Annotated in this window: 27 protein-coding genes; 13 read left to right on the top strand and 14 right to left on the bottom strand. The window is 69.4% G+C overall.

The genetic code is table 11. From position 1 onward, the window contains the following. Together E3T22_RS02690 and E3T22_RS02685 are read right to left on the bottom strand one after the other, a co-directional pair. A partial coding sequence (locus tag E3T22_RS02690) for a YhgE/Pip domain-containing protein (RefSeq protein WP_206751319.1) occupies window positions 1–1,381 on the bottom strand: 1,381 nt, incomplete at its 3' end. An 11-nt stretch (window positions 1,382–1,392) separates the two neighbouring features. After that, complete coding sequence (locus E3T22_RS02685) at window positions 1,393–2,067, bottom strand: hypothetical protein (RefSeq protein ID WP_134409356.1); 675 nt, start codon at window positions 2,065–2,067, stop codon at window positions 1,393–1,395. Window positions 2,068–2,308: 241 nt separating this feature from the next. On the opposite strand from E3T22_RS02685, the gene E3T22_RS02680 reads away from it, so the two are divergent. The 9 genes from E3T22_RS02680 (at window position 2,309) to E3T22_RS02640 (ending at window position 10,825) form a co-directional block, all read left to right on the top strand. Next, window positions 2,309–2,986 (top strand): ATP-binding cassette domain-containing protein, encoded by a 678-nt coding sequence (locus E3T22_RS02680; RefSeq protein ID WP_088457407.1) that lies wholly within the window; start codon window positions 2,309–2,311, stop codon window positions 2,984–2,986. After that, the gene (locus tag E3T22_RS02675; protein ID WP_134480229.1) at window positions 2,987–5,119 is read left to right on the top strand and encodes a YhgE/Pip family protein; all 2,133 of its coding nucleotides are present in this window, start codon (window positions 2,987–2,989) and stop codon (window positions 5,117–5,119) included. It abuts the gene before it with no gap. A 38-nt stretch (window positions 5,120–5,157) separates the two neighbouring features. Continuing rightward, complete coding sequence (locus E3T22_RS02670; protein ID WP_088457405.1) at window positions 5,158–5,730, top strand: TetR/AcrR family transcriptional regulator; 573 nt, start codon at window positions 5,158–5,160, stop codon at window positions 5,728–5,730. 101 nt (window positions 5,731–5,831) lie between these two features. Beyond that, a complete protein-coding gene (locus E3T22_RS02665; protein WP_088457404.1) occupies window positions 5,832–6,350 on the top strand; it encodes a DUF3151 domain-containing protein in 519 nt (172 codons plus the stop codon). A gap of 3 nt (window positions 6,351–6,353) precedes the next feature. After that, window positions 6,354–7,640, top strand: coding sequence for an adenylosuccinate synthase (locus E3T22_RS02660; protein WP_134480227.1), 1,287 nt, complete (start codon window positions 6,354–6,356; stop codon window positions 7,638–7,640). An 84-nt stretch (window positions 7,641–7,724) separates the two neighbouring features. After that, window positions 7,725–8,390 carry a GNAT family N-acetyltransferase gene (locus tag E3T22_RS02655; RefSeq protein ID WP_088457402.1) on the top strand — a complete coding sequence of 222 codons (666 nt, stop codon included), beginning with the start codon at window positions 7,725–7,727 and terminating at the stop codon, window positions 8,388–8,390. A 92-nt stretch (window positions 8,391–8,482) separates the two neighbouring features. After that, window positions 8,483–9,427, top strand: a complete 945-nt coding sequence (locus E3T22_RS02650; protein WP_370028191.1) for a DMT family transporter — start codon at window positions 8,483–8,485, stop codon at window positions 9,425–9,427. A 49-nt stretch (window positions 9,428–9,476) separates the two neighbouring features. After that, window positions 9,477–9,872: a chorismate mutase gene (locus E3T22_RS02645; protein WP_088457401.1), complete on the top strand. Its 396-nt coding sequence runs from the start codon at window positions 9,477–9,479 to the stop codon at window positions 9,870–9,872. Beyond that, window positions 9,869–10,825 carry an SDR family NAD(P)-dependent oxidoreductase gene (locus E3T22_RS02640; RefSeq protein ID WP_103478571.1) on the top strand — a complete coding sequence of 319 codons (957 nt, stop codon included), beginning with the start codon at window positions 9,869–9,871 and terminating at the stop codon, window positions 10,823–10,825. Before E3T22_RS02645 ends, E3T22_RS02640 begins: the two co-directional genes overlap by 4 nt. Before the next feature lie 115 nt (window positions 10,826–10,940). Here E3T22_RS02640 and E3T22_RS02635 read toward each other — a convergent pair whose 3' ends face one another. Beyond that, the gene (locus tag E3T22_RS02635) at window positions 10,941–11,855 is read right to left on the bottom strand and encodes an endonuclease domain-containing protein (protein WP_103478570.1); all 915 of its coding nucleotides are present in this window, start codon (window positions 11,853–11,855) and stop codon (window positions 10,941–10,943) included. 373 nt (window positions 11,856–12,228) lie between these two features. Here E3T22_RS02635 and lhgO point away from each other — a divergent pair, with 373 nt between their 5' ends. Continuing rightward, window positions 12,229–13,437 carry an L-2-hydroxyglutarate oxidase gene (gene lhgO, locus E3T22_RS02630; protein WP_134409362.1) on the top strand — a complete coding sequence of 403 codons (1,209 nt, stop codon included), beginning with the start codon at window positions 12,229–12,231 and terminating at the stop codon, window positions 13,435–13,437. Window positions 13,438–13,519: 82 nt separating this feature from the next. Here the strand turns inward: lhgO and E3T22_RS02625 are convergent, their stop codons facing one another. From E3T22_RS02625 to E3T22_RS02600, 6 genes are read right to left on the bottom strand one after another with little or no spacing between them, the layout of a single operon-like run. Beyond that, window positions 13,520–14,380 carry a MurR/RpiR family transcriptional regulator gene (locus E3T22_RS02625; RefSeq protein WP_134480225.1) on the bottom strand — a complete coding sequence of 287 codons (861 nt, stop codon included), beginning with the start codon at window positions 14,378–14,380 and terminating at the stop codon, window positions 13,520–13,522. After that, window positions 14,364–15,206: a phosphonate ABC transporter, permease protein PhnE gene (gene phnE / locus E3T22_RS02620; RefSeq protein ID WP_103478568.1), complete on the bottom strand. Its 843-nt coding sequence runs from the start codon at window positions 15,204–15,206 to the stop codon at window positions 14,364–14,366. Before phnE (E3T22_RS02620) ends, E3T22_RS02625 begins: the two co-directional genes overlap by 17 nt. Next, a complete protein-coding gene (phnE, locus tag E3T22_RS02615; protein WP_088457395.1) occupies window positions 15,203–16,006 on the bottom strand; it encodes a phosphonate ABC transporter, permease protein PhnE in 804 nt (267 codons plus the stop codon). Before phnE (E3T22_RS02615) ends, phnE (E3T22_RS02620) begins: the two co-directional genes overlap by 4 nt. Next, window positions 16,006–16,827, bottom strand: coding sequence for a phosphonate ABC transporter ATP-binding protein (gene phnC / locus E3T22_RS02610; RefSeq protein ID WP_103478567.1), 822 nt, complete (start codon window positions 16,825–16,827; stop codon window positions 16,006–16,008). The genes phnE (E3T22_RS02615) and phnC overlap by 1 nt, the downstream gene beginning before the upstream one ends. 3 nt (window positions 16,828–16,830) lie before the next feature. After that, window positions 16,831–17,805: a phosphate/phosphite/phosphonate ABC transporter substrate-binding protein gene (gene phnD, locus E3T22_RS02605; RefSeq protein WP_103459405.1), complete on the bottom strand. Its 975-nt coding sequence runs from the start codon at window positions 17,803–17,805 to the stop codon at window positions 16,831–16,833. Next, the gene (locus E3T22_RS02600; RefSeq protein WP_174776243.1) at window positions 17,805–18,557 is read right to left on the bottom strand and encodes an HAD family hydrolase; all 753 of its coding nucleotides are present in this window, start codon (window positions 18,555–18,557) and stop codon (window positions 17,805–17,807) included. Before E3T22_RS02600 ends, phnD begins: the two co-directional genes overlap by 1 nt. A gap of 142 nt (window positions 18,558–18,699) precedes the next feature. On the opposite strand from E3T22_RS02600, the gene E3T22_RS02595 reads away from it, so the two are divergent. Further along, complete coding sequence (locus E3T22_RS02595; protein WP_088457392.1) at window positions 18,700–19,344, top strand: amino acid deaminase; 645 nt, start codon at window positions 18,700–18,702, stop codon at window positions 19,342–19,344. A gap of 198 nt (window positions 19,345–19,542) precedes the next feature. Here E3T22_RS02595 and purL read toward each other — a convergent pair whose 3' ends face one another. After that, entirely contained in the window at window positions 19,543–21,849 is a 2,307-nt protein-coding gene (purL, locus tag E3T22_RS02590; protein WP_088457391.1) for a phosphoribosylformylglycinamidine synthase subunit PurL, read from the bottom strand. A gap of 167 nt (window positions 21,850–22,016) precedes the next feature. Between purL and E3T22_RS02585 the strand changes: the two genes are divergently transcribed. After that, entirely contained in the window at window positions 22,017–22,319 is a 303-nt protein-coding gene (locus E3T22_RS02585; protein ID WP_088457390.1) for a putative quinol monooxygenase, read from the top strand. A gap of 31 nt (window positions 22,320–22,350) precedes the next feature. On the opposite strand, the gene E3T22_RS02580 is transcribed toward E3T22_RS02585, so the two are convergent. Then, complete coding sequence (locus E3T22_RS02580; RefSeq protein WP_088457389.1) at window positions 22,351–22,821, bottom strand: DUF3817 domain-containing protein; 471 nt, start codon at window positions 22,819–22,821, stop codon at window positions 22,351–22,353. Window positions 22,822–22,940: 119 nt separating this feature from the next. On the opposite strand from E3T22_RS02580, the gene mgrA reads away from it, so the two are divergent. Beyond that, complete coding sequence (mgrA, locus tag E3T22_RS02575; RefSeq protein ID WP_088457388.1) at window positions 22,941–23,966, top strand: L-glyceraldehyde 3-phosphate reductase; 1,026 nt, start codon at window positions 22,941–22,943, stop codon at window positions 23,964–23,966. Window positions 23,967–24,065: 99 nt separating this feature from the next. Here the strand turns inward: mgrA and purQ are convergent, their stop codons facing one another. Genes purQ through E3T22_RS02560 form a run of 3 tightly spaced genes read right to left on the bottom strand, consistent with a single transcriptional unit; the run spans window position 24,066 to window position 26,389 of the window. Beyond that, the gene (gene purQ / locus E3T22_RS02570; protein ID WP_088457386.1) at window positions 24,066–24,764 is read right to left on the bottom strand and encodes a phosphoribosylformylglycinamidine synthase subunit PurQ; all 699 of its coding nucleotides are present in this window, start codon (window positions 24,762–24,764) and stop codon (window positions 24,066–24,068) included. Further along, the gene (gene purS, locus E3T22_RS02565; protein ID WP_088457385.1) at window positions 24,764–25,033 is read right to left on the bottom strand and encodes a phosphoribosylformylglycinamidine synthase subunit PurS; all 270 of its coding nucleotides are present in this window, start codon (window positions 25,031–25,033) and stop codon (window positions 24,764–24,766) included. The genes purQ and purS overlap by 1 nt, the downstream gene beginning before the upstream one ends. A 39-nt stretch (window positions 25,034–25,072) precedes the next feature. After that, window positions 25,073–26,389, bottom strand: coding sequence for a kynureninase (locus E3T22_RS02560; RefSeq protein WP_134480223.1), 1,317 nt, complete (start codon window positions 26,387–26,389; stop codon window positions 25,073–25,075). Window positions 26,390–26,703 lie beyond the last annotated feature (314 nt).

Raw genomic sequence — 26,703 nt, 5'->3', positions numbered from 1 at the left:
CGAGGGCGCTGGCGCCGTCCGCGCTCTGGTGCGCGCCGGTGGCGAGGGCGGCCGCGCCGTCGGCGGATGTGCGCGCCCCGGCCGCGGCGGTCGCGGCACCGGTGGCCAGGCTGCTCGCGCCGTCGGCGCTCTGCTTGGCCCCGTCGGCGGTCTGGGCAGCCCCGGTCGCCAGCTGGCTGGTACCGGTGCTGAGAGTCGTGATGGCGGTGCCGGCAGCGGTCAGGGCGGCGCCGCTGTCGGTGATGCTGCGGCCGATCGGGTCGAGGGTGGCCAGTGCGGCGTCCACCTCGGTCTGGCTGAGTCCGGCGGCGGTGAGCTGATCGGCCAGGGCCGTGCGTGCGGCGGTGTAGGTCGCGCCCGCGCCGGCGAATTGGGTACCGGCCGCACCGGCGGCGGTGTCCAGCGCCGCCGTGCCGTCGGCCACCTGTTGGGCAGCGGCGGCGACCTGGGCGGCACCGGTGGCGACCTTGCCGGTGCCGGCGGCGAGGGTGGTGGCACCCTGCGACAGCGCGGCGGTGCCGTCGGCGACCTGCCCGGTTCCGGTGGCCAGGGCGTCGGCTCCGGTCGCGACCTGGCCCGCGCCGGCGGCGAGGCCGCCCGCTCCCGTGCTGAGCTGCGCGGCCCCGGCGGCCAGGCTGTCGGACCCGGTGGCGACCTTGCCCGTGCCGTCGGCGATCTGGGCGGCACCGTCGGCGAGCTGCCCGGTGCCGTTGGCGAGGGTGCCGGCTCCCGTGGCCAGCTGGCCGGTGCCGTCTGCGAGCCGGCCCGCCCCGTCGGCGAGGCTGCTGCCGCCGTCTACGGCGGTCGACGCGCCATCCGTCAGCTGGGTGGCGCCATCGGCGGCGTCGACCAGGCTCGAGCGGATGTCGGACAGGCCGATGAGCAGGGTGTCGGCGGCCTGCTCGTTGACCCGTTCGACGATGGCATCCCGAATGGTCTGGGCGGCCTGGCTGCCGATCGTGGAGGCGAGGTAGCTGTTGGTGTCGTTGGTGGTGAGGGTGATCGTGGCCTGGTGCGGGGTATCGGATGAGGACGAGGCGATCGAGCTGGAGAAGTCGGCGGGAATCGTGACGCTGAAGTCGTAGGTGGCGTCGGCCACACCGGCCTTCGCGGTCGCCGCGGTCACGGTGTGCCAGTCGAAGGTGCCGTCCTCGATGAGCTGCTCGGCGACGTCGGTGCCGTAATTGGTGGCGGCGCCGTCCAGCTCCGAGCCGGTGTCGGACACGACGAGGGCCACGGGCACTCGGTCCAGGCCCGCGTACGGGTCCTGGTTTGCCCAGAGGTAGAGGCCGCCGTAGAGCACGGGCACCAGCATCAGCGCGACGAGTGCCACGCGGGACATGGTCGTGGCGGTCAGGCGCGCCAGTTCGGCGCGGATCATGGCGAAGATCTTCACAGTTCGTCGGCTCCAGCGGTGGTGAGGGATGAGCGCACGAGTCCGGCGGGCAGTTCCCCGGCCGGCTCGAGGTTGGTCAGTTCCAGGTCGGCGATCGCGTGCGCGGAGGCGTCACCGGCGATCACGAGCACCGCATACCCCCGCGCGGCCAGACCGCCCGCGACGTCCCACCAGCCCAACGGGTCGCCGCCATGGCGGTCGGGCGAGGTGAGAACGAGGCCCAGAACGCCGTCGCGAAGCACGGCCAGCTCGGTAAGCAGGCGGATGCGGTCGTCGGGCGCGAGGTCGCCCATGTCAGAGCGTGCCTGGTCGGCGAGGTCGAGCTCGGTGAGCACCCGCGTGACCGTGCGTCGGCGGCCGAGTCGGCCGGCGAACATGAGCTCTTCGGCTACAACCTCGTCAACCTTCAGGTCCGCGGCCGGCTCCGAGACCCCGAGGGCGTCGACGAGGGCGATCTGGCGGCGCAGTCCCGCATAGTCGGTGTGGCCGTCCAGGGTGACGGTTCCGGCATCCGGCCGCATCCGCCCCGAAGCGATCAAGCCCAGAACAGTGGGGCGGCGTTCGGTCTCGGCGCGAGCAAATGTGACGGCGCCGCTGGCGAATTCCAGGGTCGTTTCCGGAAGGGCCGAGTTCTTCGGTCCTTTGGTGACGGCAGTGAGGTTAACGCGCATGCGAGCGCCTCCAGGGGGAGAGGGGCCCGACCAACGCCGGACCGAATTCTGGGGGAAAAGGGGCATCGCGGCGCTGGGACAGGGTCACACTCTAATTCACCCACCTCGACTTGGGCTGACTAGTCAGTGTCAGTTCGAAAGCTCTCAGAGAACACCCGAGCCAGGGGTGCCCTTGCATCCGTCGAAAGAGTGGATCTATACTGACTAGTCGGTACAAAGATGCCGACGAGAGAGGATCGACGTGCAGGCGACACTGGTAGCGGATGAACTGAGCGTGAGTCACAAGCGGGGCGTGGTCTTCGGGCCGCTGAGCTTCAGCGCCGACGACGGCCTCACCGTGATCTGCGGTCCGGCCGGCAGCGGCCGCACGAGCCTGCTCCTCACCCTGGCCGGGCGGATGAAGCCCAGCTCCGGCAGCCTGTTCGTGCTCGGGGAGGACCTGCCCCGCCACGCCAGGCGGATCCAGCGCCGCACGGGCGTGTCAGGGTTCCACGGCATCGACACCCTCGAGGAGTCGGTCAGCGTGGCCGCGGCCATCCGAGAACGCCACGCGTGGCTCGCCCCGTGGTGGTCCTTCATCCGCGCGGTCGACGATGCCGAGGTCGCCCGCGTCTGCGGTCCCGTCTTCGGTGACATCCCCGTGCCCGCCGCCAGCACCATGATCTGGGACCTCGACGAGGTGGAGATGGTGCTGCTGCGCGCGTCGCTGGCCATGATGAGCCGCCCCGACGTGCTGTTCTTCGACCAGGTCGAGCAGGTGCATTCCGCCGAGGCCCGCCGCCAGCTCTGGTACCGGCTCGGTGCGATCGTGCAGGCCGGCACCCCCGTGATCGCCTCGGCGATCGCACCGGACTTTGAAATGTGGGCGGAACTGGGCATCGACCCGACCGTCCTGTACATGAACCAGGAGATTCGCTAGATGTTCGCCTTCCTCTCTACGGGAACGGAGCTGCGCCGCTTCGGCAAGGGCACTCTGCCCAAGATCGCACTCGTCGTGCTGATGTTCATCCCCCTGATTTATGGCGCCCTGTACCTGTGGGCCTTCTGGGCGCCCGACAAGGAGCTCAGCCACCTGCCGGTCGCCCTGGTCAACACCGACACCGGCGCCACCCGCGACGGTGAGGAGTTCAGTGCCGGCGACGACCTCGTCGACAAGCTCATCGACGGCAACGACCTGGGCTGGGTCGAAACCAGTGCCGCGGATGCCGCCACCGGCGTCATCGACGGCGACTACTACTTCTCGGTCACCATCCCCGCCGACTTCTCCACCGACGCGATCTCCGCCGGCACCGACACCCCCACCGCGGCCGAGGTGCAGGTCGACTACAACGACAGCAACAGCTTCCTCGCCTCAACCCTGGGCAAGCAGGCCATGGTGCAGCTGCGCGACGCCGTGTCGGTGAACATCGGCGACCAAACCGTCAGCGCGATGCTCGTGGCCGTGAACGAAGCCGGCGACGGCATCCGCAGCGCGGCAGACGGCGCCGGCACCCTCGCCGACGGCCTCACGACGGCCGAAACCGGCACCGGCACCCTCGTCGACGGGTTGGGCGACCTCTCCGCCGGCGCTGTGGAGCTCGACGACGGCGCCGCGCAGGTGGCCGACGGCTCCTCCACGTTGGCAACCGGGCTCGGCACGCTGTCCACCGGAGCGGCGACCCTGTCCGACTCCTCGGTGAAACTCGCCGACGGTGCCACCGCGGTCGCCGACGGATCCCAGAAGGTGTCCGACGGCTTCGCCAAGGCCGCCACCGGGGCAGCCACCCTCTCCGACTCCTCCGACCAGCTCGCCGTCGGGGCCACCTCGATTGCCACCGGTGCCGGGCAGCTCGCCACCGGGACGACCACGCTCTCCGATGGTCTGAAGAATCTCGAGGCGGCCATCGCTGCGGCCCCGGCCGGCACACCGGCCTCCGCCTTCCTGCCCTCGGTGACCAAGCTCGCCGGCGGCGCCGACACCCTCAACACCCAGACGGAGGGTGCCGCGACCCAGATCTCGGCCTACGCGACCTCCAGCGGGCAGTTCGCGGCCGGTCTCGGCCAGCTCTCCGACGCCCTCACCGGTGGTGCCCCCGGCGCCGCCCAGGTCGCATCCGGAGCCTCGGACGTCGCCGCCGGCGCCGGCGCCCTCTCGGCCGGGGCCGGCAAGCTCGCCACCGGCGCGGCGACCGCGGCCACCGGATCGGCGACCCTCGCCGACGGCGCTGACAGCCTGGCCGCCGGAACCGGCACCCTCGTCGACGGCAGCACCAAGCTGGTCGACGGCGGGACCGAATTGCAGTCCGGCACCGTGCAACTCGCCGATGGCGGCCACACCCTCGCCGATGCCCTTGCGACCGGCGCGGCAGCCGCGCCGGACGACAGTGACGCGCAGATCGCCACGAAGGCCTCGGTGATCGCGAACCCGGTCGACCTCAAGCAGACCTGGGAGAACGCCTCCGACAGCTTCGGAGAGGGGTTCGCGCCCTTCTTCCTCGCCCTGGCCACCTTCGTCGGTGCGCTGATCACCTGGCTGATCCTGCGGGCGCTGCCCACCCGGGCGCTGGCCAGCGCCGCCTCCGGGCTGCGCGCCACGATGACCGGGTTCCTGCCGGCCATGGCGATCGGCCTCAGCCAGGTCGTGATCATGGTCCTGGTGCTGGTCTACGGCATCGGGCTCACCCCGGCGCACTGGCTGGGCATGTCGGTCTTCATCTACCTCACCACTCTGGCGTTCCTGGCGCTGCAACAGATGTTCATCATCCTGTTGGGCACCGCGGCCGGCCGCGTGGTCAGCCTGGTGCTGCTCATGCTGCAACTGAGCTCGTCGGGCGGAACCTACCCGGTGGAGACCACGCCGGAGTTCTTCCAGATCCTGCACCCGTGGATGCCCGCCTCGTACGTGGTCACCGGGCTCCGGCAGCTCATCACCGGAGGAATCGACTCTAGACTGTGGCTCTCCGTGCTTGTGCTCGTGGGCATCCTGGTCGGCTCGATCGCCGTCAGCGCCTGGAGCGCGTCCCGGCAGCGGATGTGGACGATCACCCGGCTGCACCCCGAGATGACCATCTAGCCCTGAGCCCGCACCGAGTGCACTGAGAGGACCGGCCCATGCCCCGCGCGATCGGAACCAAACGAGCGATCCTGGATGCCGCGCTGGAGCTGGCCGCCACCCGCGGGATCACCGGCACCACGATGGATGACGTCGCGGAGCGCGCCGGGGTGGCCAAGGGCAGCCTGTATTACAACTTCAGCTCGAAGGACAACCTCTTCGAGGCGCTGTTGCAGGAGGGGGTCGGCGCGCTCGCCGATTCCCTCCGCGAGGCGCGCACCGGCCTGCACGGCCGGGCCGCGCTGGAAGCGTTGATCACGGTGCTGCTCGACCGGATCGAGGCCAACGCGGGCCTGGCCAAGCTGATGGCGGCCGAGATCTTCCGCACCGACCGGGCATGGCAGAAGACCCTGTTCGCCCTGCGGCACGACGCCCTCGCGGTCTTCGCCGAGGCGATCGCCGAGACCAAGCCGGCCACCGCGGCGGCCGGCACCAGCGGGCTGATGGCGTCCAGCGTGTTCGGTGCCGTGCTCATGGCCGGCCTGGAATGGCTGGTTTTCGAGCCCGACCGGCACCGCGACGAGGTCTCCGCGGCCATCCTCGAGTCCCTCTCCGGCGGCCTGCTCGCCTGAGCCCCCTGTCGCGAACTGTGACCTGAGCCCCAGAATCGGGCGAATGTGGTGCTTAAGTCGCAGCTCGCGGGGCTGAATCGCGGGTCGCGGTAGTATCGAGTGTGACCGGCGCAAATCTGATCGACCAGCCCGAGACCCTCCTACCCGCGGAACCGGAGGTGACCGAAGCGCTCAGCCGAACCGCAACGCAGGATATTGCGACCGTGGTGGCGGCGCATCCGAAGTCATCGCTGGCCTGGTCGGCGCTTGCCGACTACACGCACAGCCAGGGTCGCCTGCTCGAGGCCTACGCCTATGCCCGGGTGGGCTACCACCGGGGCCTCGACGCCCTCCGTAAGGCCGGCTGGCGTGGCCAGGGCCCGATCCCGTGGGCGCACGAACCCAACCGGGGCGTGCTCCGCGCGCTGTTCGCCCTCCGCCGTGCCGCGGCCGAGATCGGCGAGACCGACGAGTTCGAGCGTCTCACCGCGTTCCTTACGGGCGCGGACCCCACCGTCATCACCCGGTTGCGCTCGCAGCACACCGAGACCCAGATGTTCCCGGCGATTCAGCCCGCCGTTTCGCCCGGCGACGACCCGGCCCCGCCGACCGCCGCCTTTGTTATTCGAGGAGACAACTAACCCATGCCAGCAATTGTTCTGATCGGCGCCCAGTGGGGCGACGAAGGTAAGGGTAAGGCCACCGACCTCCTCGGCAGCCGTGTCGACTACGTCGTCAAGTTCAACGGCGGCAACAACGCCGGCCACACCGTGGTCGTGGGTAACGAGAAGTATGCGCTGCACCTGCTGCCCTCGGGCATCCTCACCTCCGGCGTGACCCCGGTGATCGCCAATGGCGTCGTCGTCGACATCGAGGTTCTCTTCGAGGAACTCGACGCGCTCAGCTCCCGCGGCGTGGACGTGTCGAAGCTGCGCGTGAGCGCCAACGCGCACGTCATCACGCAGTACCACCGCACCATGGACAAGGTCACCGAGCGGTTCCTGGGCAAGCGCCAGATCGGCACCACCGGCCGCGGCATCGGCCCGACCTACGCCGACAAGATCAACCGGGTCGGCATCCGCATCCAGGACCTGTTCGACGAGAACATCCTGCGCCAGAAGGTCGAGGGCGCCCTCGGCCAGAAGAACCACATGCTGGTCAAGGTCTACAACCGCCGCGCCATCACGGTCGACGAGATCGTCGACGACCTGCTCAGCTACGCCGAACGCCTGCGCCCCATGGTCGCCGACACCGCGCTGCTGCTGCACCAGGCGCTCACCGAGGGCAAGACCGTTCTGTTCGAGGGCGGTCAGGCCACGATGCTGGATGTCGACCACGGCACCTACCCGTTCGTCACCTCGTCGAATGCCACCTCCGGCGGCGCGGTGACCGGTTCCGGCATCGGCCCGAACCGGATCGACCGCATCATCGCGGTCGTCAAGGCGTACACGACCCGGGTCGGCGCCGGTCCCTTCCCCACCGAGCTGTTCGACGAGTCCGGCGAGTTCCTTCGCGCCAAGGGCTTCGAGTTCGGCACCACCACCGGCCGCCCGCGCCGGTGCGGCTGGTACGACGCCCCGATCGCCCGCTACACAGCACGCATCAACGGTGTCACCGACTTCGTTCTCACCAAGCTCGACGTGCTCACGGGCCTGGAGACCATCCCGGTCTGCGTCGCCTACGAGGTCGACGGGGTGCGCTTCGACGAGGTGCCCGTGTCGCAGTCCGACTTCCACCACGCGAAGCCGGTCTACGAGGAGTACCCCGGTTGGACCGAGGACATCACCATGGTGCGTCACTTCGAGGACCTGCCCAAGAACGCCCAGGACTACGTGCTCGCCCTCGAAGCAATGAGCGGCGCCCGCATCTCCGCGATCGGCGTGGGCCCCGACCGCGAGGCCATCCTCACCCGTCACGACCTCATCGACTAACCCGCACCGCACGCGAACCGTGAGCACGGCCCCGACCCCGAGTTTTTGGGGCTCAGCTCACGGTTCGGCGAAGGGAGAACCCACGTGACCGCGTTTCCACCCCAGGCGAGGCTGCTGACGGGGCGCTTCGTGTGCCTGGAACCGCTCAGCCGGGCACACCTGCCCGAGCTGCATCGCGCCATCGCGCATCCGGCCGTCTTCGCCGGTGGTTACGGCGGCGGTCCGCACGGCCTACCCGCCGACCTCGATGATTTCGTGGCCTTCGCCCTCAATTACTACCAGTGGGATGCCCACCCCTACGCCGTTCGCGTCGTCTCCGGCCCACACGCCGGCAACCTGGTGGGCACCTCGACGCTGGGCGACATCGACCTGCCCAACGAGGCACTGCACCTGGGCTGGACCGCATACGCCCCGCAGGTCTGGGGCACCGCGGTGAACCCGGAGACCAAGCTGCTGATGCTCGGTGCCGCCTTCGACAGCGGCTTCGGCCGGGTCAAGATCCAGGCCGACGTGCTCAACTCGCGCTCCCGGGCCGCGATCCTGGGCATCGGCGCCCAGTTCGAGGGCATCAACCGGCGGGTGCAGCGCCGGGCGGACGGGTCCTGGCGGGATACCGCCGTGTACTCGGTTCTCGCCGACGAGTGGCCTGTCGTGCAGGCCGGGCTGCACAAACGACTCGACGTCTTCGGCGGCAAAGTCGTGGAGTACCGCGACCCGCGGGCACCCCGCCGTCGGGTCACACCCAGCTGATTTACGGTCATCCGCCCGCGATTTTCGGACATCACCGTCGGCGCGGGTCACGGTGCCCGCCGGGCACCGCGCCCGTGGGCTAGGGTCAGCGGGTGACTGATATTTCCAGCCCCAACAACCCCAGGGTGGCCCTGCAATTCCTCGGGATGGGGGTGGTCTGGGGCGCCAGCTTCCTGTTCATGAAGGTGGCACTCGACGGCGTGAGCTTCGGCCAGGTCGCCTGGTCACGCCTGGTCTTCGGGGGGCTCACGCTGGGCCTCATCGTGCTGGCCACCCGCCCGCGTCTGAACAACGGTCCGGTGTTGCCCCGGGAGGGCGTCGTCTGGCTGCATTTCCTGGTGATCGCGCTCACCGGATGCGTCGTGCCGCACCTGCTGTTCGCCTGGGCCGAGCAGTACGTGTCGTCGAGCCTGGCCAGCATCTACAACGCCGTCACGCCCATCATGACCGCGGTGATGGTCACCGCCGTGTTCAGGGTGGAGAAACTCGCCCGCGACCAGGTGATCGGCGTGCTGATCGGCATCATGGGTGTGGTCGTGATCATCGCGCCATGGCAGTATTCGGAGCTGACCGGTGACCTGTGGGGCCAACTCGCCTGCCTGGGCGCGGCGCTCTGCTACGGCTTCACCTTCGGGTACACCCGCAAGCACCTCAGCGGCCGGCCCATCGCGGGCACCACCTTCGCCTTCCTGAACATCGGCCTGGCCGGCGTCGTGATGCTCGTGCTCACGCCCGTGCTCGCCTGGCAGCCGGTGTCCCTGACCATGCCGATCGTGCTCAGCCTGCTCACCCTCGGGGTGCTCGGCACCGGATTCGCGTACATCTGGCACATCAACGTCCTGCGGGCCTGGGGGCCGACGACCACCTCCACGGTGACCTACGTCACCCCGGTGGTCGGTGTGCTGCTCGGGGTGCTGGTGTTGGCCGAAACGTTCTCCTGGCACGAACCGGCCGGGGCCGTGCTTGTGCTGCTCGGCATCCTGCTGACCCAGAAACGGCTGCGGCTGCCGCTGGCGGTGCCTCGAACCGCCTCGTGAGCGGCGCCGCCCGGCGCGGGCATCCGGGCCGGTGCAATATCGTAAGGACATGGCTGTAAACGAGGAATTGCCCGCTGACGCGGGGCAGGACGCGATCAACGAGTTGCAGAGCATCCGCCAGAGCATCGACAACATCGATGCCGCGCTCATTCACCTGCTCGCCGAGCGGTTCAAGTTCACCCAGAGCGTGGGAAGGCTGAAGGCCGAGCACGGTCTGCCCCCGGCCGACCCGGCCCGGGAGTTCTTGCAGATCCAGCGCCTGCGCGGCCTGGCCGAGGACGCCAGACTGGACCCGGCGTTCGCCGAGAAGTTCCTCAATTTCATCATCGCCGAGGTCATCCACCACCACGAGAAGATCGCCGGCGACTCGTCCGGGGGCGCCAGGGCCGCGGGCGCAGCCGCGTCTCGCCCCGCCGACCCGGCCCACCCCTCCACCTCAGCGTGAGCTGGAACCCGCGCGCGCTGCCCGACCAGTCCGGGCGCACCTTCGTGGTCACGGGCGCCAACGCGGGCCTCGGCTACTTCACGAGCGAGCAGCTGGCCGGCGCCGGCGCCCACGTGGTGCTCGCCTGCCGCAACCCGGCCAAGGCCGCGGCCGCCATCGCCGCGATCCGCGGACGGGTGCCGGGAGCCTCCGTCTCCGCTCTCGCCCTCGATGTGGCCGATCTCGGCTCGGTGCGCGGCGCCGCCGACCGGATACTCGAATTCCCGCGGCTGGACGGCCTCATCCTCAACGCCGGCATCGTGCACCCGCCGCAGGACCGCTCCGTGAGCCTGGACGGTGCCGAACTGGTGCTCGCCACCAATTACACCGGGCACTTCCTGCTCACCAGCCTCGCGCTGCCCGCCCTGCAGCGCACCCCCGGCAGCCGGGTGGTGTCGCTCGGCTCGATGATCTCCCGGCTGATGGACTCGTCGCTGGATGACCTGCAGCTGGAGGTCACCTACAACGGCTGGAAGGCCTACGCGCAGTCCAAGATCGCCATGCAGGTGTTCGGCTTCGAGCTCGACCGTCGCCTGCGCGCTGCCGGCCAGGGCGGCCCCGACGGCGTGCAGAGCCTGGTGTCGCACCCCGGTTACTCGATCTCTGGACTCACCCCCGGCATCCGCGGGGTCAACGAGGTCAGCCGGGCCAAACGCTTCGCCGACACCCTGCAGGGCTTCATCGGCGCCCAGAGCAAAGACGCCGGCGCCTGGCCCACGGTGCGCGCGGCGATCGACCCGGATGCCCGCGGTGGCCAGTACTACGGCCCGCGGTTCCTCACCCGGGGTGCACCGGCCCTGCAGCACCCCACCCGCACCTCACTCGACCGTGGCATCGCCGAGCGCCTGTTCACCCGAACCGAGGCCCTCGTCGACCAGCCCTTCGCCCTGCCCGCACAACTCGGGCCGCTCTAGCCCTACTATCTCGCGAGAGCGGCCGCGTGGCTACCTCAGCGGGCTGAGGCAGCCACCTTCCCGCTTTCGCGACCCTTGAGTTTCCGAGAAACGACCACGGGGCCGCTTTCGTGCCTCAGGGGCGCCAGCCTGCGGCTTCCAGAGCCGTGGTGATCTTCCGCAGGGCGGGTGAGGGCGACATCCTCAGGTGCGATTTGTTGACGCGGATGACGCGCCAGCCGGCCTCCATGATCGCGTCAAGACGGTCAACGTCCCAGTGATATTGCTCCTCGTCCGCACGGTGCTGCTCGCCGTCATACTCCACCAGGACCCGGTACCCGCGAAAGACCAGATCTCCGGTCGCGATTTTGCGGCCGCGCCTGTCGAAAATCTCACCGTTGACCTCCGGTTCGGGTAGCCCGGCCCGCACGATCATCAGCCTGGTCGCTGTCTCCTTGGCTGAGTCCGTGCGGGGACGCACCGACTCGAACGCTTCACGCAGCCTTTTCGCACCCCGTTGCCCGGTGTAGCGCAACACGCCAGCGCGCAGCTCAGCCATGGTTGCCAGCGGCCGCTTGCGTCTCACCAGCGCATCTCCCACCTCAATCAGGGTGTCCAACGCCAACAGAGTGGACAGCTGACACCAGGTGTCGACCGGAGCCGTCACCGGCACTCCGCTTACGACGACGACCCGAACACGGTCGCGCTGCACGTGGTGCCCCACCACCCCGCGGCCGCCGTGCCGCAACCCGGCGATGTGTGTCGACACGTGCACGCGTGGGTCGCGGGCAAGGCGCGGTGGCAGCGGCAAGCCGTGGATCAGTGCCGCACTGGAGTGGCTGAAAAACTGCTCACTGCTGAGATGGGGCAGGTATGCGCGGACATGGGCGAGCGGGTCAGTCGGGTCCAGGGGCGGGGAGCGGATCCCGTAGTACGGCGTGGCCAGGTCGTCGCCACGCATCCGCGCCCGCGTGACGCCTTCGGCCAACCCTTCTTGATGGCTGAATGCACGACCTCGTAGAGCCGTAGGTATCTCGGTGCGCCGCTTCATCCCCAGAGGATGCACCTAGGCTCCCTCGCCGCGCCGAACTTATCCCCAGCCCGCGCCCGGCATCCCGCGAGAGCGGTCGTGTGGCTGCTTCATCCCTGTGAGGCAGCCCTTTCGCCGCTCTCGCGGGAGGTGGGGGTAGGGGTGCTTTCGCGAGAGCGGTCGTGTGGCTGCTTCATCCCTGTGAGGCAGCCGTTTCGCCGCTTTCGCGGGATGCCGGACGCGTGCCGCCGCGTGCTCGGGGCATGCGGGCCTGGAATGCTGCGTTCTGCCGGGCGGGGCATTGCCCAGGCACCGCTCCGGGGGCAGGATGCCACCGTGCGGGGGTTCGTCGAACCGGTGGTCCGCCACGGGCGGTGCAACGGGACGGACGGGCATGGGCGATCGGATTGCGATCATCGGCGGCGGAATCGTAGGGGTCGCTATCGCGCGGGCACTCGTATTACGCGGATTCGGCGACGTCACCGTGTTCGAGAAGGAAGACCGGCTTGCCGCGCACCAGACCGGGCGCAACTCGGGGGTGGTGCACGCCGGTCTCTACTATCAGCCGGGCACGCTCAAGGCGCGGTTGTGCGCCGCGGGCCGGATCAGCATCCGCGACTACTGTGCCGAGAAGAACCTGCCCTACCGGGAGGTGGGCAAGCTCGTCGTCGCGGTCGACGAGTCCGAGCTGGCCGCCCTGGCCGACATCGAGCGCCGGTCACTGGCCAACGGGGTGCCCGACCTGGCCCGCCTCGACGGGCTCGACCGCCTCCGTGAGATCGAACCATCCGTCGCGGGCATCGCCGCGGTGCACTCGCCGCACACCGCGGCCGTGGACTACGGCGCGATCACCGAGGCGATGGCCGAGGATGTCCGCAGCCACGGCGGCACCATCCTGACCGGCCACGAGGTCGTGGCGTTGCACATCGAAGGCCAGACCGTGCGGGTGCGCACGCGCGACTCCGAGTATCTCGTTGACCGAGTGATCGCCTGCGCCGGGCTGCAGTCCGACGTGGTGGCGCACCTGGTCGGCGCGGACCCGTCGCCGAAGATCCTGCCGTTCCGCGGTGAGTACTGGGCGCTGGCTGCCGCCCGCACCGACCTGGTGCGCGGCATGATCTACCCGGTGCCCGACCCTCGATTCCCGTTCCTCGGCGTGCACTTCACTCGCGGTGTCTACGATGACGTGCACGTGGGGCCCAACGCGGTGCCGGCGCTCGCCCGTGAGGGCTACACCTGGCTGACCATCTCACCGAAAGACACCTGGGACTCGCTGCGCTGGCCGGGGGCCGGCACTCTCGCGAAACAGCACTGGCGGATGGGACTGGACGAGATCAGCGGCTCCCTGCTGAAACCGTTGTACTACCGCAAGGCCCGCCGGTTCATCCCCGAACTCAGGATGAACGACCTCACGAGCAAGACCGCCGCCGGGGTGCGCGCCCAGGCCTGGGGCCGGGACGGCGCCCTTCTGGACGATTTCGCGGTCGACCAGGTCGGCCCGGTCACCCTGCTGCGGAACGCCCCGTCACCGGCCGCGACGTCGTCGATGGCGATCGCCGATCACCTGATCGAACACTACGTTTTCGCCCGCACGACCGACTAACCGACGGGGCGGGGCACCCTCGCCGGCGCTCGCTGCCCCTCTGCTGGCGCTACCCGCCACGGACGGGGCGGCAAAGACCTGCCTACTCGCTGAGGTTGTCGCTGAGGATCTCGAGCACGGCCGAGCGAGTCACCCGGGCGCGGTCGCCCAGGCGGGCCGCCACCACCTCCACCAGCGCTTCGATCAGGATCGCGTGCGGCACCCGCGACGTGTGCTCGAGTTCGTGCCGGAAGGTACCCCGGGCCGGCGCCACAACCAGGGCGACGTCGGCCAGGCTGACCAGCGGCGAGGTGGCGAACGATGTGATGATCAGCACCGTCGCTCCGGTCTGCCGGGCCGCACGCGCGGCCTTGAGGCTCGCCTCGCTCGCACCGCTGCCGCTGATGATCAGCACCGCATCGGCCCCGGTCAACTGCCGGGCCGCGATCTGCTGCCCGATCGGGTCGGCCACGAACTCGGTGGGCCGGCCGATCGCGGTGAGCCGCATGCCCACGTCCAGCGCCAGCGGTGAGGACAGCCCGCTGGCCAGCGCCAGCAACCGTCCCGCCCCCACGATGGTGCTCACGGCCCGCTCCACAGCATCCTCACCGAGCACACTCGCGATGCGCGGCAGCGTCGCGGCCAGCGCGTCGATATCCGCGCGGATGGCGCCCAGCGCGGATTCGCCGTAGTCCCGCTCGCTCACCAGCGTCTGCGCGAGCTCCCGGGTGAGGGCCACCCGCAGCTGGGCGAAACCGCGGTAGCCCAGCTTCTGGCAGGTGCGGATGACGCTCGACCGAGCCACCCCGGCCCGGTCGGAGAGGTCCTGCGCGGTCATCTCCACCACGCCCTCGGCGTCGGAGAGGATCAACCCGACCACGCTGAGCTCGCTGGGCTGCAGGGAATTTTGCACGGTGGCGATGCGGGTCGTCACAGTGGCGTCGTCGTTACCGGTCCAGCTCACGAACGGATGCTCCTTCGGTTATGCGCCGGCGCAGGGCGCCGGACACGGCATCGATGCTCATCGTCACGACAACCACCACGAGGAGCAGCATCCCCACCGTCGACCACTCGCGATACTGAGTGTACGAGGTGAGCATGTCGCCGATGCCGCCGACACCGATCAGGCCGAGTATTGCGGATGCGCGCACGTTGATCTCGAATCGGTACAACCAGAACGAGATGAAGTCGGGCATCGCCTGGGGCCAGACGCCCCAACGGATCACCTCCGGGGTCGACCCGCCCGCCGCGCGCACGGCCTCGAGGGGCCCGGGGTCGACACCCTCGATGGCCTCGTACCCCCACTTGCCCAGCGTGCCGACGCTGTTCACGGCCAGCGCGAGCGCCCCGGTAAGCGGTGTCAGGCCGGTCACCGAGAGGATGGCGATGGCGATGATGATCTCCGGCACCGCCCGGATGACCGAGAACAAGAGGCGCAACGCGCCACGGGCCGGTGCGGGGGCGAAACCGCGCGCGGCGAGAAAGCTCAGCGGCAGCGAAATCACCAGGCCGATGACCGTGCCCACCCAGGCCATCTGCACGGAGCGCCAGGTCTGCAGCAGCGCCTCGCCAATTTTGTCCCAGTTCGGATTGGCAAACATCAGCCAGAGATAGCGCACGATCTCGCCGGGCAGGCTGCCCAGCCTGGCCCAGTTGATGTCGACCGACCAGAACGCGACGATCACGATGACCGTCACCACGACGGCGGCGGTCAGCCGGCCCCGCGAGCTGGGCTTGGCCGGCAACACGAGGGCGCGGGTGGCGGGCGGGGAGGAGATGAGAGCGGTCATACCAGCCTCCGTCGGATAGCGGCGCTGACCGAGTCGATGACGACGACCACCACGAGGATCTCGAGGATGATCAGCGACAGTTGGTCATAGCGGTAGAAGGTGCGCACGGCGTCGATGAGCAGGCCGAGCCCGCCCGCGCCCACGAGGCCGAGCACTGTCGAGGCGCGCACGTTGAGTTCGAGCACATACAGGGTCTGGTTCACGAACGCGGGCCAGGCATCCGTCAGCGCGATGGCGCGGTTGATCTGCAGCTGGCTGCCGCCGGCGGCGCGGCCGGCTTCGAGCGGTCCGGCGTCGTTCACCTCGATCGACTCCGACACCATTTTCACGATGATGCCCACGTTGAACAGCACCAGCGCGATGATGCCGGGCAGCGCGCCCACCCCCACCATGGCCACCAGCACGGATGCGTAGAGCAGGTCAGGAATCGACCGCACCGCGTTGAGCACGGTCTTGACCACGCCGCGGGTGTACCGGTTCGGATTAGTCAGCCGCGCCGCCCAGAGGCTGAGCGGCAGCGAGACGACGGCCCCCACGAAGGTGGCGATCACGGCCATCTGCAGGGTCTCCACCAGGGGTGGAATGGTGCGCGGGAAGAACGTCCAGTCCGGTCGCAGCAGGGCGAGCACCTTGTCGGCGCCGTTCTGCCAGTTGCGCACTATCGCGTCGAAGCTGAACGCGATGCCCCACTGCGGACTCAGCGTGACTGCCGTGATGAGCAGTACCACGGCCAGGCCCAGCCAGGGTTTCCACCGTCCGCGCGGCTTCGGCGGTAGAACCAACGGTGCCAGGGCGCTCATCAGCCGAGCACATCCTCGTGTTGGATGGACCGGCCGTAGATGGTCTCGAACACGGCGTCGGAGGCGGTGGCGGCCGGGCCGTCGTAGACGACCTCGCCCGCGCGCAGCCCGATCAGCCGGGTGCCGTAGGTGCGGGCCAGGTCCAGCAGGTGCAGGTTGGTGAGCACCGTGATGCCCAGGTCCTGGTTGATCCGGCGCAGGTCCCGCATCACGCCGTGCGCGGTGGGCGGGTCCAGGCTGGCGACGGGTTCGTCGGCGAGCACCAGCTTGGGCTGTTGGGCCAGGGCGCGGGCGATGGCCACCCGCTGCTGCTGACCGCCCGAGAGCGTGGACGCGCGGTCATATGCCTTCGCGAGAATACCGACGCTGTTCAGCGCCTCGTAGGCGATCTGCTTGTCGTCTGCCCGGTAGAGGCCAAGCAGGGTGCGCCAGGTGGGTGTGTGGGCGAGCCGGCCCACGAGCACGTTGTTCAGCACGCTCGCGCGCCGGGCCAGGTTGAAGCCCTGGAAAATCATGCCTATCTCGCCGCGCAGCTGCCGTAGTTCCCGGCCGCGGGCGGTCTCCAGGTGGCGTCCGCCTACCTCGAGGGTGCCGGAGCTGATCGGCACGAGCCCGTTGATGGTGCGAATCAGGCTGCTCTTACCGGAGCCTGACAGTCCCACCACGGAGACCATCTCGCCGGCTTCGATGTTGAGGGACACGTCCTTCAGCGCGACGACCCCGTTGGGGTAGCGCACGTTGACGTCCCGCATCCGGATCGACCACGGCGCGGCGGCCGGGGTGTGCACCCCGGCCGCCGCGCTTTCGTGAAGGTCAGTCATCGGCTACTGCAGTCCCAGCTTCGTGGCCGCGTCGGCGACGACGGTGAGCGTCGACGGGTCGGCGGGCGCGAGCTTGGTGATGGAGTAGATCGAGGTGAGAACGGCGGAACCCTCTTCGGTGCTGGAGTAGTCGGCCAGGGCGGTGGTGATCTTCTCCTGCAGCTCGGGGGAGAGGCTCTCGGTGAGGGCCACGCCGTCGTTGGGGATCTCGTCGGTCAGTGCGAACACGACGACCTTCTCGCCCACGTCGGGCTTGTCCTTGGCCACGATGGTGCGGGCATCCCAGAAGCTGAAGCCCACTTCGGCGTCACCGTTGTAGACGGCGAGCACGGATGCGTCGTTGGTGGTCACCGGGATCTGCTCGATGTCGGCGTCGGTGTCCAGGCCCGCGTTCTTCAGCGCGAGGACCGGGTAGATGTAGCCGGCGGGCGAGCCCGGGCCGAGCAGGGCCACCTTGGCGCCGGTGACCTTCTTGATGGAGTCCAGGCCGGCCGGGCCGGCGAGGGCGTCTGCGCCGTTGCAGAACAGCATGCCGTCGCGCTCCACCGGGGTGTCGTCGCAGTACTTGTCGGGGTTGTTGGTCATGAACTGCGCCGGGTAGGTGATGTTGCCGTTACGTTCGGTCTGCAACACCACGGATGCGCCGTACATGTCGCTGGCCTGCCAGAGCTGCAGGGACGGCAGGAAGCCGATCTGAGCCTGGTCGGCGCCCATCGCCTCGACGGCGGCCTGGTAGTCCTTGGAGACGACGCCGGTGACGGGGATGCCGAGGGCCTCGGTGAGCATGTCGGTGAGGGGCTTGGCGGTGTCGACGAGCCCGGCCTGGTCCTGCGAGGGCACCAGGGCCAGGGTGAGCGAGGCGGGGTCGGCGGCCGGGGCGGGCGTGCTGTCCGCGGCCGAGTCGCTGGTGGCGCAGCCGGTGAGGGCGACGGCGGCGAAGGATGCCGCGGCGATGAAGGAGAGTGCTTTCTTGGGGATCACTGGTCAGCCTTTTCTGTGGTGAGAACGGTGGAGGGAAGGGTGCTGGAAGTGGAGTCGAGCCAGCCGCGCAGAGCCGGGTAAAGCTCGTGCAGGTGTTCGGCCCGGTAGGTGGGGGTGGCGGGGGAGGGCCGGTGGGCGCCGACGAGGGCGGTGGTCGCTCCGCGACGATAGGCAGGCGCGAGGTCGTTCTCCCAGACGTCGCCGATGCTGGCGAGGTTGGTCGAGTTCGCTCCGACGGGCAGCCTGGTGAGCAGGCTGTCCAGCAGCGGGTCGAATCCGGCGGGCTTGCCCACGTCGGTGTGCACGACGTCGAACGCCCCGGTCAGACCGAGCGCGGCGAGGGCTTCGTCGATGCGGATGGCGGGGGCGTTGGTCGCGAGCACCAGGTAGGCAGCCGGGCGCGCCTCGGCGAGGAAGTCCGCCAGGCCGGCCGGCGCGGTGACCGGAGCGGCGTTGGTGGCGAGCTGGTGCCTGCTGGCCAGGTACGCAGCGCTGCGGGCGCTCGCGCTAACGTCGTAATGCGCGGCCAGGAGGCGCACCAGGTCATACCCGTCGATCGGCTGCCCGTCCGGGCATGTTGTCGCCGAGGGGGTGGCGGAGATGCTGTCTTCGAAGCGACCCAGGAAGTCGACGGCCTGTGCGGTGGGCAGCCCGCCGGCGATGAATCGTGCATAGGAACGAATCGGTCCGTGCCCGAGGGAGACAGTCCCATCGAAGTCGAAGACCAACACCCGTTCGCGAAAAGCCACGTTTTACTCAATCCTGTTCCAGCGCCCCGGTGGACGCATGGTTCATGTTAGGAGTGTCGTATGGACCAAATGACCGCGCCAGGTGAACACCATGTAAACCTTCGGTCCCGGCCGGTTGGCGAGCTGTGCCTACGATGGGCAGATGATGTTCGAGCAGATCGCCCGCGATGCCGAGACCGGCCGTTTCGACGACTGGGCGCTGTCCACGGTGATCGACGAAAACGTCCAGTCCCCCGTGATCTCTAAGGCCGAGTTCCTCAGGCTGCATGCTGCGGCAGGGCTTGCAGCGACCTGGCCGATCGGAAACGCCGGCCTGTTACACGTCTACGGGTACCTCCTATCGACCGTGGTGACACCGTTCGGCCTCAAGGGCGACCGTTGGCGCAACGGAGAGCTGGCCGGCCATTTCAGTCTGGCGCCCACGGCATTCCTGCTCGACGCGGCGGATGCGGGAGGCCAGACGGTACTCGAGCGGGTGACGGATGCGGCGCTGCCGCACCTGGCGAACCCTGCGGGCTCCCGCGGCGACGTTCTGGTCATCGACGACGAGGTTCCCGGTGAGGCGACGTTCTTCCGCACGACCGTGGTGAGCGCACCCGGCCAGCCCGGCGCGGCCCTGATTTACGGCGTGAGTGAGGGCGACCGGATGCGCGTGGTCACGGCTTTCCCGCTGGCCCACCCGACCCCGGCGTCGCTGGACGCCCTCGCGGCGGAGCCGCCGCGGATGCGCTACAACGCCGCCCTGACCGCGCTTCCCCCGCTCACCGCGCTGCGCCGCCGTCCCTGAGGCGCGCACGGCCCCGCGCTCGCGGTCGCGGCTGCGCGCGAGAGCGGCCGATCGGTCGCCTCAGCGGTGCCGAAGCAACCCTTACCCTGCTTTCGCGGATGTTGCTCCCCGCGAGAGCGGCCGATCGGTTGCTTCAACTCGCCGAGGCGACCACACGCCCGCTTTCGTGGAGCTTGCCGCTCGCGAGAGGCGCAGCGGTTACGCGAACGCGTTCGGCAGGGTGCTGCGGTGACGGGACTGCAGCTCGGTCAGCGGCACCGTGAAGTAGTCCTGAATCTCCAGGACCGGGGCGGTGGCATCCGTCACGCCGATGCGCAGCACCGGGTAGTCACGGCCCTCGCAGAGACCCATGAACTTCACGTCGTCCTCACGCGGGACCGAGACCAGTACGCGGCCGGTCGACTCCGAGAACAGGGCCACGGATGCGTCGACGCCGTCGCGCTCGAGGATGTCGCCGAGCCAGACCCGCGCGCCGACACCGAAGCGGAGCACGGCCTCGGCGAGGGCCTGCGCGAGGCCACCCGTCGAAAGGTCGTGCGCGCTGTCGATGAGGGCCTCGATCGACGCGGCGTGCAGCAGGCCGGCGAGGTCGGCTTCACGGCCGAGGTCCACCACCGGCGGCCTGCCGCCGAGGTGGTCGTGCACCACTGCACTCCACGCGGAGCCGTCGAGCTCCTCGCGGGTGATGCCGAGCAGGTAGATGTTGTGTCCGTCGTCCTGCCAGCCGCTGGGCACCCGGCGGGCCACGTCGTCGATCACGCCGAGCACGGCCACGACCGGGGTCGGGTGGATCGGCTGGTCGCCGGTCTGGTTGTAGAACGAGACGTTGCCGCCGGTGACCGGGATCTCCAGCTCGAGGCAGCCATCCGCGAGGCCCTCAACGGCCTGGGAGAACTGCCACATGACCTCGGGGTTCTCCGGCGAGCCGAAGTTGAGGCAGTCGCTGATGCCCACCGGCACCGCGCCGGTGACGGCCACGTTGCGGTACGCCTCGGCCAGGGCCAGCTGCGCGCCGCGGTACGGGTCGAGCTGGCAGTAACGGCCGTTGGCGTCGGTGGAGATGACGAAGCCGAGGCCGGACTCTTCGTCGATGCGGATCATGCCGGCGTCGTCGGGGAAGGACAGGGCGGTGTTGCCCATCACGTACCGGTCGTACTGGTCGGTGATCCAGCTCGGGTCGGCCAGGTTGGGCGAGCCGAGCAGCGCGAGGAACTGCTCCTGCAGTGTCGCGGCATCCGTCGCCCGCGGCAGCGCAGAGGCGGAGTCGGCCTGCAGGGCGTCGATCCAGGTGGGGTAGGCCACCGGGCGGTCGTAGACCGGGCCGTCGACGGCGACGGTGCGCGGGTCGACGTTGACGATCTCTTCACCGTGGAAGTCGATGATCAGGCGGCCGGAGTCGGTGACCTCGCCGAGCACGCTGGTCTCCACGTCCCACTTCTCGACCACGGCGAGGAAGCCGGCGAGCTTCTCCGGCGTGACGACGGCCATCATGCGTTCCTGGCTCTCGCTCATCAGGATCTCTTCGGCCGTGAGCGAAGGGTCGCGCAGCAGCACCTTCTCCAGCTGGATGTACATGCCGCCGTCGCCGTTGGAGGCCAGCTCGCTGGTGGCGCAGGAGATTCCCGCGGCGCCCAGGTCCTGGATGCCCTCGACGAGCTTCTCGCGGTAGAGCTCGAGGCAGCACTCGATAAGCACCTTCTCGGCGAACGGGTCGCCCACCTGCACGGCGGGGCGCTTGGTCGGGCCGCCCTCGCTGAAGGTGTCCGAGGCCAGAATGGAGGCGCCGCCGATGCCATCGCCGCCGGTGCGGGCTCCGAAGAGCACCACCTTGTTGCCGGCGCCCGAGGCGTTGGCCAGGTGCAGGTCCTCGTGGCGCAGCACGCCAACGGAGAGCGCGTTGACCAGCGGGTTGCCCTGATAGACCTTGTCGAACCAGGTCTCGCCGCCGATGTTGGGCAGGCCCAGGCAGTTGCCGTAGAAGCTGATGCCGGAGACCACACCGTGCACGACACGGGCGGTGTCGGGGTCGTTGATGTCGCCGAAGCGGAGCGCGTCCATCACGGCGACCGGGCGGGCGCCCATCGAGATGATGTCGCGCACGATGCCGCCGACGCCGGTCGCGGCGCCCTGGAACGGCTCGATGTAGGACGGGTGGTTGTGTGACTCGATCTTGAAGGTGACCGCCCAGCCCTCGCCGACGTCGAGAACGCCGGCGTTCTCGCCCATGCCCACCATCAGGTTCTTCTTCATGGCGGGGGAGACCTTGTCGCCGAACTGGCGCAGGTACTTCTTCGAGCTCTTGTATGAACAGTGCTCGCTCCACATGACGGAGTACATGGCGAGCTCACCCGACGTCGGGCGGCGGCCCAGGATGGTACGGATCTCGGCGTATTCGCCGGGCGTCAGCCCGAGGGCAGCGTACGGCTGCTCCTTCTCAGGAGTGTTGATCGCGTTGGTCACGGTGTCAGCGACGCCGCGGGAGGATGTATTGGAAACAGCGGTCACGAGTGGCGTTCTCCCAGAGATAGCGGATGCTTGACCCGCTTAGTCTACCGGGCGGGGTGTGCTTCGATCCGGATCCGAGCCCGCTCGAGCCTGGCTGCCGGCCCCGCGCGATCCGGGCCCGGCAGCCCGCGCCCGCGGTTGCGGACAACGCGCGCTACCCTCGAGCCATGACATTCGCGAATGTAGGCACGCTTGAGACAGTTCCCGGCAAGCGCGACGAGCTCGTCGCGCATCTCGTGCGCCGAAACGACAGCCTGGCTGTGGCCGGGTGCCTCTCCTACGAGGTCGGCGTAAACGACGACGAACCGAACTCAGTGTTCGTCGTGGAGCTCTGGGAGAACGCGGCAGCACACCGGGCGTCACTGGCTCTGCCCGAGGTGCAAGCCTCGATCGGCGCAGCCCGCCCGCTGCTCACAGGCACGTTCGGCGGCTTCCGCTTCGACGTCGTCGGGTCGCCGCTGCGCGACTGACGTCAGCGCCGGCCGGCGAGGGGGAGCGCGGTTAGGCGCCGCCGCCGGGCGGGCCCATCACGAGCAGGGTGGTGAACACGGCCACCAGGCCCACCACGAGCACGGATGCGAGCAGCACCGGTCGCGCCAGCCCCAACCGCAGCAGTCGGCTCACCAGGGTGTGGTCGCGGGGGTCGTCCGTGGCCTCCCGGCGCCAGGTGCCGTCGAGCAGGTCGCGGCGCTCGAGCCAGCGGTCGAACGGGATCGTCGCATACGGCACCACGGCGGTGGCCACGGCGAGCAACATCAGCCGGGGCCGCCAGCGCTGGTTCACGCCCACGAGCACGGCCGTGATCCCGTAGGCCAGGAACACCAGTCCGTGCACGAAGCCGCCCACCCGCACGGCGCCGTCACCGAAGTCGCCGGGGGTGAAGACGTACTTGAGCAGCATCGCGGTGATCAGGATGGTCCAGGTGATCGCCTCGGCGATGGACAGGATGCGGTAGAGCAGGCGGGGTGACACGGGGTGGGACTCCGTAAGACAGAGGTGGACAGGTAGGGTCCCAGCCTGTCATCTTCGTCTGAGCGGAGCATCCGTCGAAGGTTTGACCCTTCGTCAGACCACTGTGTCAGCATGAGGAGATGACGTACCTTCCCGCAGACACCCGTTACGACTCCATGCCCTACCGCCGCACCGGGCAGAGCGGCCTCAAGCTGCCCGCAATCTCGCTGGGCCTGTGGCAGAACTTCGGCGATGGCGCCCCGGTTGAGACGCAACGCGCCATCCTGCGCCGCGCCTTCGACCTCGGCATCACCCACTTCGACCTGGCCAACAACTACGGCCCGCCCTACGGCAGCGCCGAGACGAACTTCGGTCGCATCTTCGCCGAGGACTTCTCCGCCCACCGCGACGAGACCGTCATCTCCACCAAGGCCGGCTACGACATGTGGCCCGGACCATACGGTGACTTCGGCTCGCGCAAGTACCTGCTGTCCAGCCTCGATGCGTCGCTGAACCGGATGGGCCTGGACTACGTCGACATCTTCTACTCCCACCGCGCCGACCCGGACACCCCGCTCGAGGAGACCATGGGCGCGCTGCACACGGCCGTCACGAGCGGCCGGGCGCTGTACGCCGGCATCTCCTCGTACTCGCCCGAGCGCACCCGGCAGGCCGCCGAGATCCTCGCCGACCTCGGCACGCCGCTGCTGATCCACCAGCCGTCCTACTCGATGTTCAACCGCTGGGTCGAAGACGGCCTGCTCGACACCCTCGACGACCTCGGCGTCGGCTGCATCGCCTTCTCCCCGCTGGCCCAGGGGCTGCTCACCGACCGTTACCTGAACGGGGTGCCGGAGGGCTCCCGCGCGTCGCAGGCCGGTTCGATGAGCCGCGACATGGTGAACGATGCCACGGTGGGGCGTATCCGTGCCCTGACCGAGATCGCGGATGCGCGTGGCCAGTCGCTCGCGCAGCTCGCGCTGTCGTGGGTACTCAGGCGCCAGACCGTCACCTCGGCCCTCGTGGGGGCCTCCTCGGTCACGCAGCTGGAGACCAACGTCGCGGCGATCGACAACCTCGTCTTCACCGACGAGGAGATCGCCGCGATCGACGCACATGCCGTGGACCTGGGCATCAACCTCTGGGAGCCGTCCAGCGCCGTCTAGTCAGCGCCGTCTACTCCACCGAGTTGCCCCTTAACGGACGAATTGCCCCGGCGCACCGGGGCAACTCGTCCGAAACAGGGCAACTCGGCCCCGAGAAAACTACGCGTTGACCAGCGAACGCTCGATCACCGAGGTGAAGAACGCGAGCCCGTCCACGCCGCTGCGCATCGCGGCAGCGGTGTCGGGGCCGAAGCCGGGCTCCACGGCATGCTCGGGGTGCGGCATCAGGCCAACGACGTTGCCGCGGGCATTGCTGATGCCGGCGATCTCGTTGAGCGAGCCGTTCGGGTTCACGTCGAGGTAGCGGGCGATCACGCGGCCCTCGCCCTCGAGGCGGGCCAGGGTGTCGGCGGAGGCGATGAAGCCGCCCTCGCCGTTCTTCAGCGGGATGGTGATCTCCTGGTCGGCGGTGAAGCCGTTGGTCCAGGCGGTGTCGGTGTTCTCGATGCGCAGGCGCTGGTCGCGGCAGATGAACGCGCCGGCCTCATTGCGGATCAGCCCGCCCTCGAGCAGGTGCGCCTCGGTGAGCATCTGGAAGCCGTTGCAGATGCCGAGCACGGGCATCCCCTTGTTCGCGGCGTCGATGACCTCGGCCATGATCGGCGACAGGCTGGCGATCGCACCGCAGCGCAGGTAGTCGCCGTAGCTGAACCCACCGGGCAGCACGAGGGCGTCCACGCCGTGCAGGTCGTGCTCGCCGTGCCACAGGGCCACCGGCGTCGCGCCGGCCAGGCGGATGGCGCGCTGGGCGTCGCGGTCGTCGAGCGAGCCCGGGAAGGTGACGACGCCGATGCGCATCAGTGCGTTTCCCCGGCGGCGACCTCGAGCACGAAGATGCTGGTGACGTCCTCGATCACGGAGTTGGACAGCACGGTGTCGGCGAGTTCCTGCACCTCGGCGAGCAGCGCGGCGTCCGCGGGGCCCTCCACGGTGAGTTCGAACCGCTTGCCGACGCGCACGCCGGTGAACTCGGTCTTGCCGAGGCGGCGGAGGGCGCCGGCGACGGCCTTGCCCTGGGGATCGAGCAGTTCTGCCTTGGGCATAACTTCTACGACGATGGTTGGCATGGCTCACTCCGTAAAACGTCGGGGGCGGATGCGTCGATTCTACAGGCCCGAAGGGGAGCCGAGTCCGGCCTGGCCGAGCAGGATACCGCGCAGCACGTCACGCACGGCCGCGACGCCGTCATAGGTCTCCACGAAGCTGGTGCTCAGCGGCGACAGCCCGATCCGCAGGCCCTCCGGCGCGCGGAAGTCCGGGATCACGTCGTGCTCCCAAAGGATCCGAGTGACCTGGCGCATGGCGGGATGGTCCACGGTGATGTGGCCGCCGCGGTGGGTGTGCTCGCGTGGGGACGCCACGGTGACGCCCATCGGCACCAGCCAGGCATCCACCAGGTCCAGCGCGAACTCGGTCAGTGCCACCGACTTGGCGCGCACCTCGTCGATGCCCACCTCGTCGATCATGGCGATGGTGTCCTGCATGGCGAGCATGCCCACGATCGCGGGCGTGCCGCTCATGAAGCGGCGGATGCCTGCGGCCGGCACGTACTCCGGCCCCATCGCGAACACGTCGGCGGCGCCCATCCAGCCCTGGATCGGCTGGGTCAGGTCCGGTTGCAGCTCGGCACGCACATAGCCGAACGCGGGGGCGCCGGGTCCGCCGTTGAGGTACTTGTAGCTGCAGCCCACGGCCAGGTCGACGCCGTCGAGGTCGAGATTCACCGGCACGGAGCCGGCCGAGTGGCAGAGGTCCCAGAGCACCAGGGCGCCGGCCTCGTGCACGGCGGCGGTGATCGCGGGCACGTCGGCGAGGTAGCCGGAGCGGTAGGCCACGTGGCTGAGCACCACGAGCGCGGTCTGCGGGCCCACCACGGCGCGCACCTGGTCCACGGTGACCCCGCCGGTGCTGCTCGACTCGATCCAGCGCAGGGTGAGGCCGCGCTCCGCGGCGATGCCGGCGAGCACGTACCGGTCGGTGGGGAAGTTGTCGGTGTCGAGCACGATCTCGCTGCGCTGCGGCAGCGAGTCGACGGCGGCCCGGGCGAGCTTGTAGAGGGTCACGGTGGTGGAGTCGCCGATGTACACCTGGCCGGGGCCGGCGCCGAGGGCGGCCGTGCCGAGCGCGTCGCCGATGGTCAGCGGCAGTGCCATCCACTCGTCGTCCCAGCCGCGGATCAGCCGGGTTCCCCAGGCGGTGCCGAGGAACTCGGTGATGCGCGCCACGCTGGCGATGGTGGGGCGGCCCAGGGAATTGCCGTCGAGGTAGACGATCGACGGGGCGTCGGGGCCGGCCGCGGCGGTGTCGTCCAGGCCCACGAACCGGCGGCGGAAGTGGCCGAGCCCGTCGATGCGGTCCATCCGCCGGGCGAACGCGAGGTGGGCGTCGAGGCCCTCGGCGACGGTGCTGTCGTGCTGGGTCATGTTCTGAGGTCCTCGAGGTCGGGCCGGGGGAGCGCGCGGGCGGCGAAGCGGCGGGGTGACTTCGGCCGGTTCCCGCGACTAACGGTAACCCGCGAGGTCGGCATCGTGGGGGCGACCGGCGGTGTCATGCCGACCGGGGTGTTCAGCGGCCCACGATTCCGAGTCTGTAGGCGAGGATCACGGCCTCGACCCGATCGCGGAGGCCCTGCTTGAACAACACCCGCCCCACGTGCGCCTTGACCGTCGATTCGTCGATCCCATCGACGGTGGTTCGTTCGCCCTAGCGTTGCGTGAGCGTGCGTGCCTCAACCATG

Origin of the sequence: Cryobacterium sp. TMB3-10 (assembly GCF_004402305.1) — a bacterium.
Taxonomy (GTDB): Bacteria; Actinomycetota; Actinomycetes; order Actinomycetales; family Microbacteriaceae; genus Cryobacterium; species Cryobacterium zongtaii.
This window is presented reverse-complemented; position numbering and strand designations above follow the sequence as displayed.

What these genes read in the sequence shown, in the direction of transcription:
- E3T22_RS02685 (WP_134409356.1), bottom strand. Translation starts at nt 2,067, where the DNA reads ATGCGCGTTAACCTCACTGCCGTCACCAAAGGACCGAAGAACTCGGCC.
- E3T22_RS02675 (WP_134480229.1), top strand. Translation starts at nt 2,987, where the DNA reads ATGTTCGCCTTCCTCTCTACGGGAACGGAGCTGCGCCGCTTCGGCAAG.
- E3T22_RS02670 (WP_088457405.1), top strand. Translation starts at nt 5,158, where the DNA reads ATGCCCCGCGCGATCGGAACCAAACGAGCGATCCTGGATGCCGCGCTG.
- E3T22_RS02660 (WP_134480227.1), top strand. Translation starts at nt 6,354, where the DNA reads ATGCCAGCAATTGTTCTGATCGGCGCCCAGTGGGGCGACGAAGGTAAG.
- E3T22_RS02645 (WP_088457401.1), top strand. Translation starts at nt 9,477, where the DNA reads ATGGCTGTAAACGAGGAATTGCCCGCTGACGCGGGGCAGGACGCGATC.
- E3T22_RS02635 (WP_103478570.1), bottom strand. Translation starts at nt 11,855, where the DNA reads ATGAAGCGGCGCACCGAGATACCTACGGCTCTACGAGGTCGTGCATTC.
- lhgO (WP_134409362.1), top strand. Translation starts at nt 12,229, where the DNA reads ATGGGCGATCGGATTGCGATCATCGGCGGCGGAATCGTAGGGGTCGCT.
- phnE (WP_103478568.1), bottom strand. Translation starts at nt 15,206, where the DNA reads ATGACCGCTCTCATCTCCTCCCCGCCCGCCACCCGCGCCCTCGTGTTG.
- phnE (WP_088457395.1), bottom strand. Translation starts at nt 16,006, where the DNA reads ATGAGCGCCCTGGCACCGTTGGTTCTACCGCCGAAGCCGCGCGGACGG.
- phnC (WP_103478567.1), bottom strand. Translation starts at nt 16,827, where the DNA reads ATGACTGACCTTCACGAAAGCGCGGCGGCCGGGGTGCACACCCCGGCC.
- E3T22_RS02595 (WP_088457392.1), top strand. Translation starts at nt 18,700, where the DNA reads ATGATGTTCGAGCAGATCGCCCGCGATGCCGAGACCGGCCGTTTCGAC.
- E3T22_RS02585 (WP_088457390.1), top strand. Translation starts at nt 22,017, where the DNA reads ATGACATTCGCGAATGTAGGCACGCTTGAGACAGTTCCCGGCAAGCGC.
- mgrA (WP_088457388.1), top strand. Translation starts at nt 22,941, where the DNA reads ATGACGTACCTTCCCGCAGACACCCGTTACGACTCCATGCCCTACCGC.
- purQ (WP_088457386.1), bottom strand. Translation starts at nt 24,764, where the DNA reads ATGCGCATCGGCGTCGTCACCTTCCCGGGCTCGCTCGACGACCGCGAC.
- purS (WP_088457385.1), bottom strand. Translation starts at nt 25,033, where the DNA reads ATGCCAACCATCGTCGTAGAAGTTATGCCCAAGGCAGAACTGCTCGAT.
- E3T22_RS02560 (WP_134480223.1), bottom strand. Translation starts at nt 26,389, where the DNA reads ATGACCCAGCACGACAGCACCGTCGCCGAGGGCCTCGACGCCCACCTC.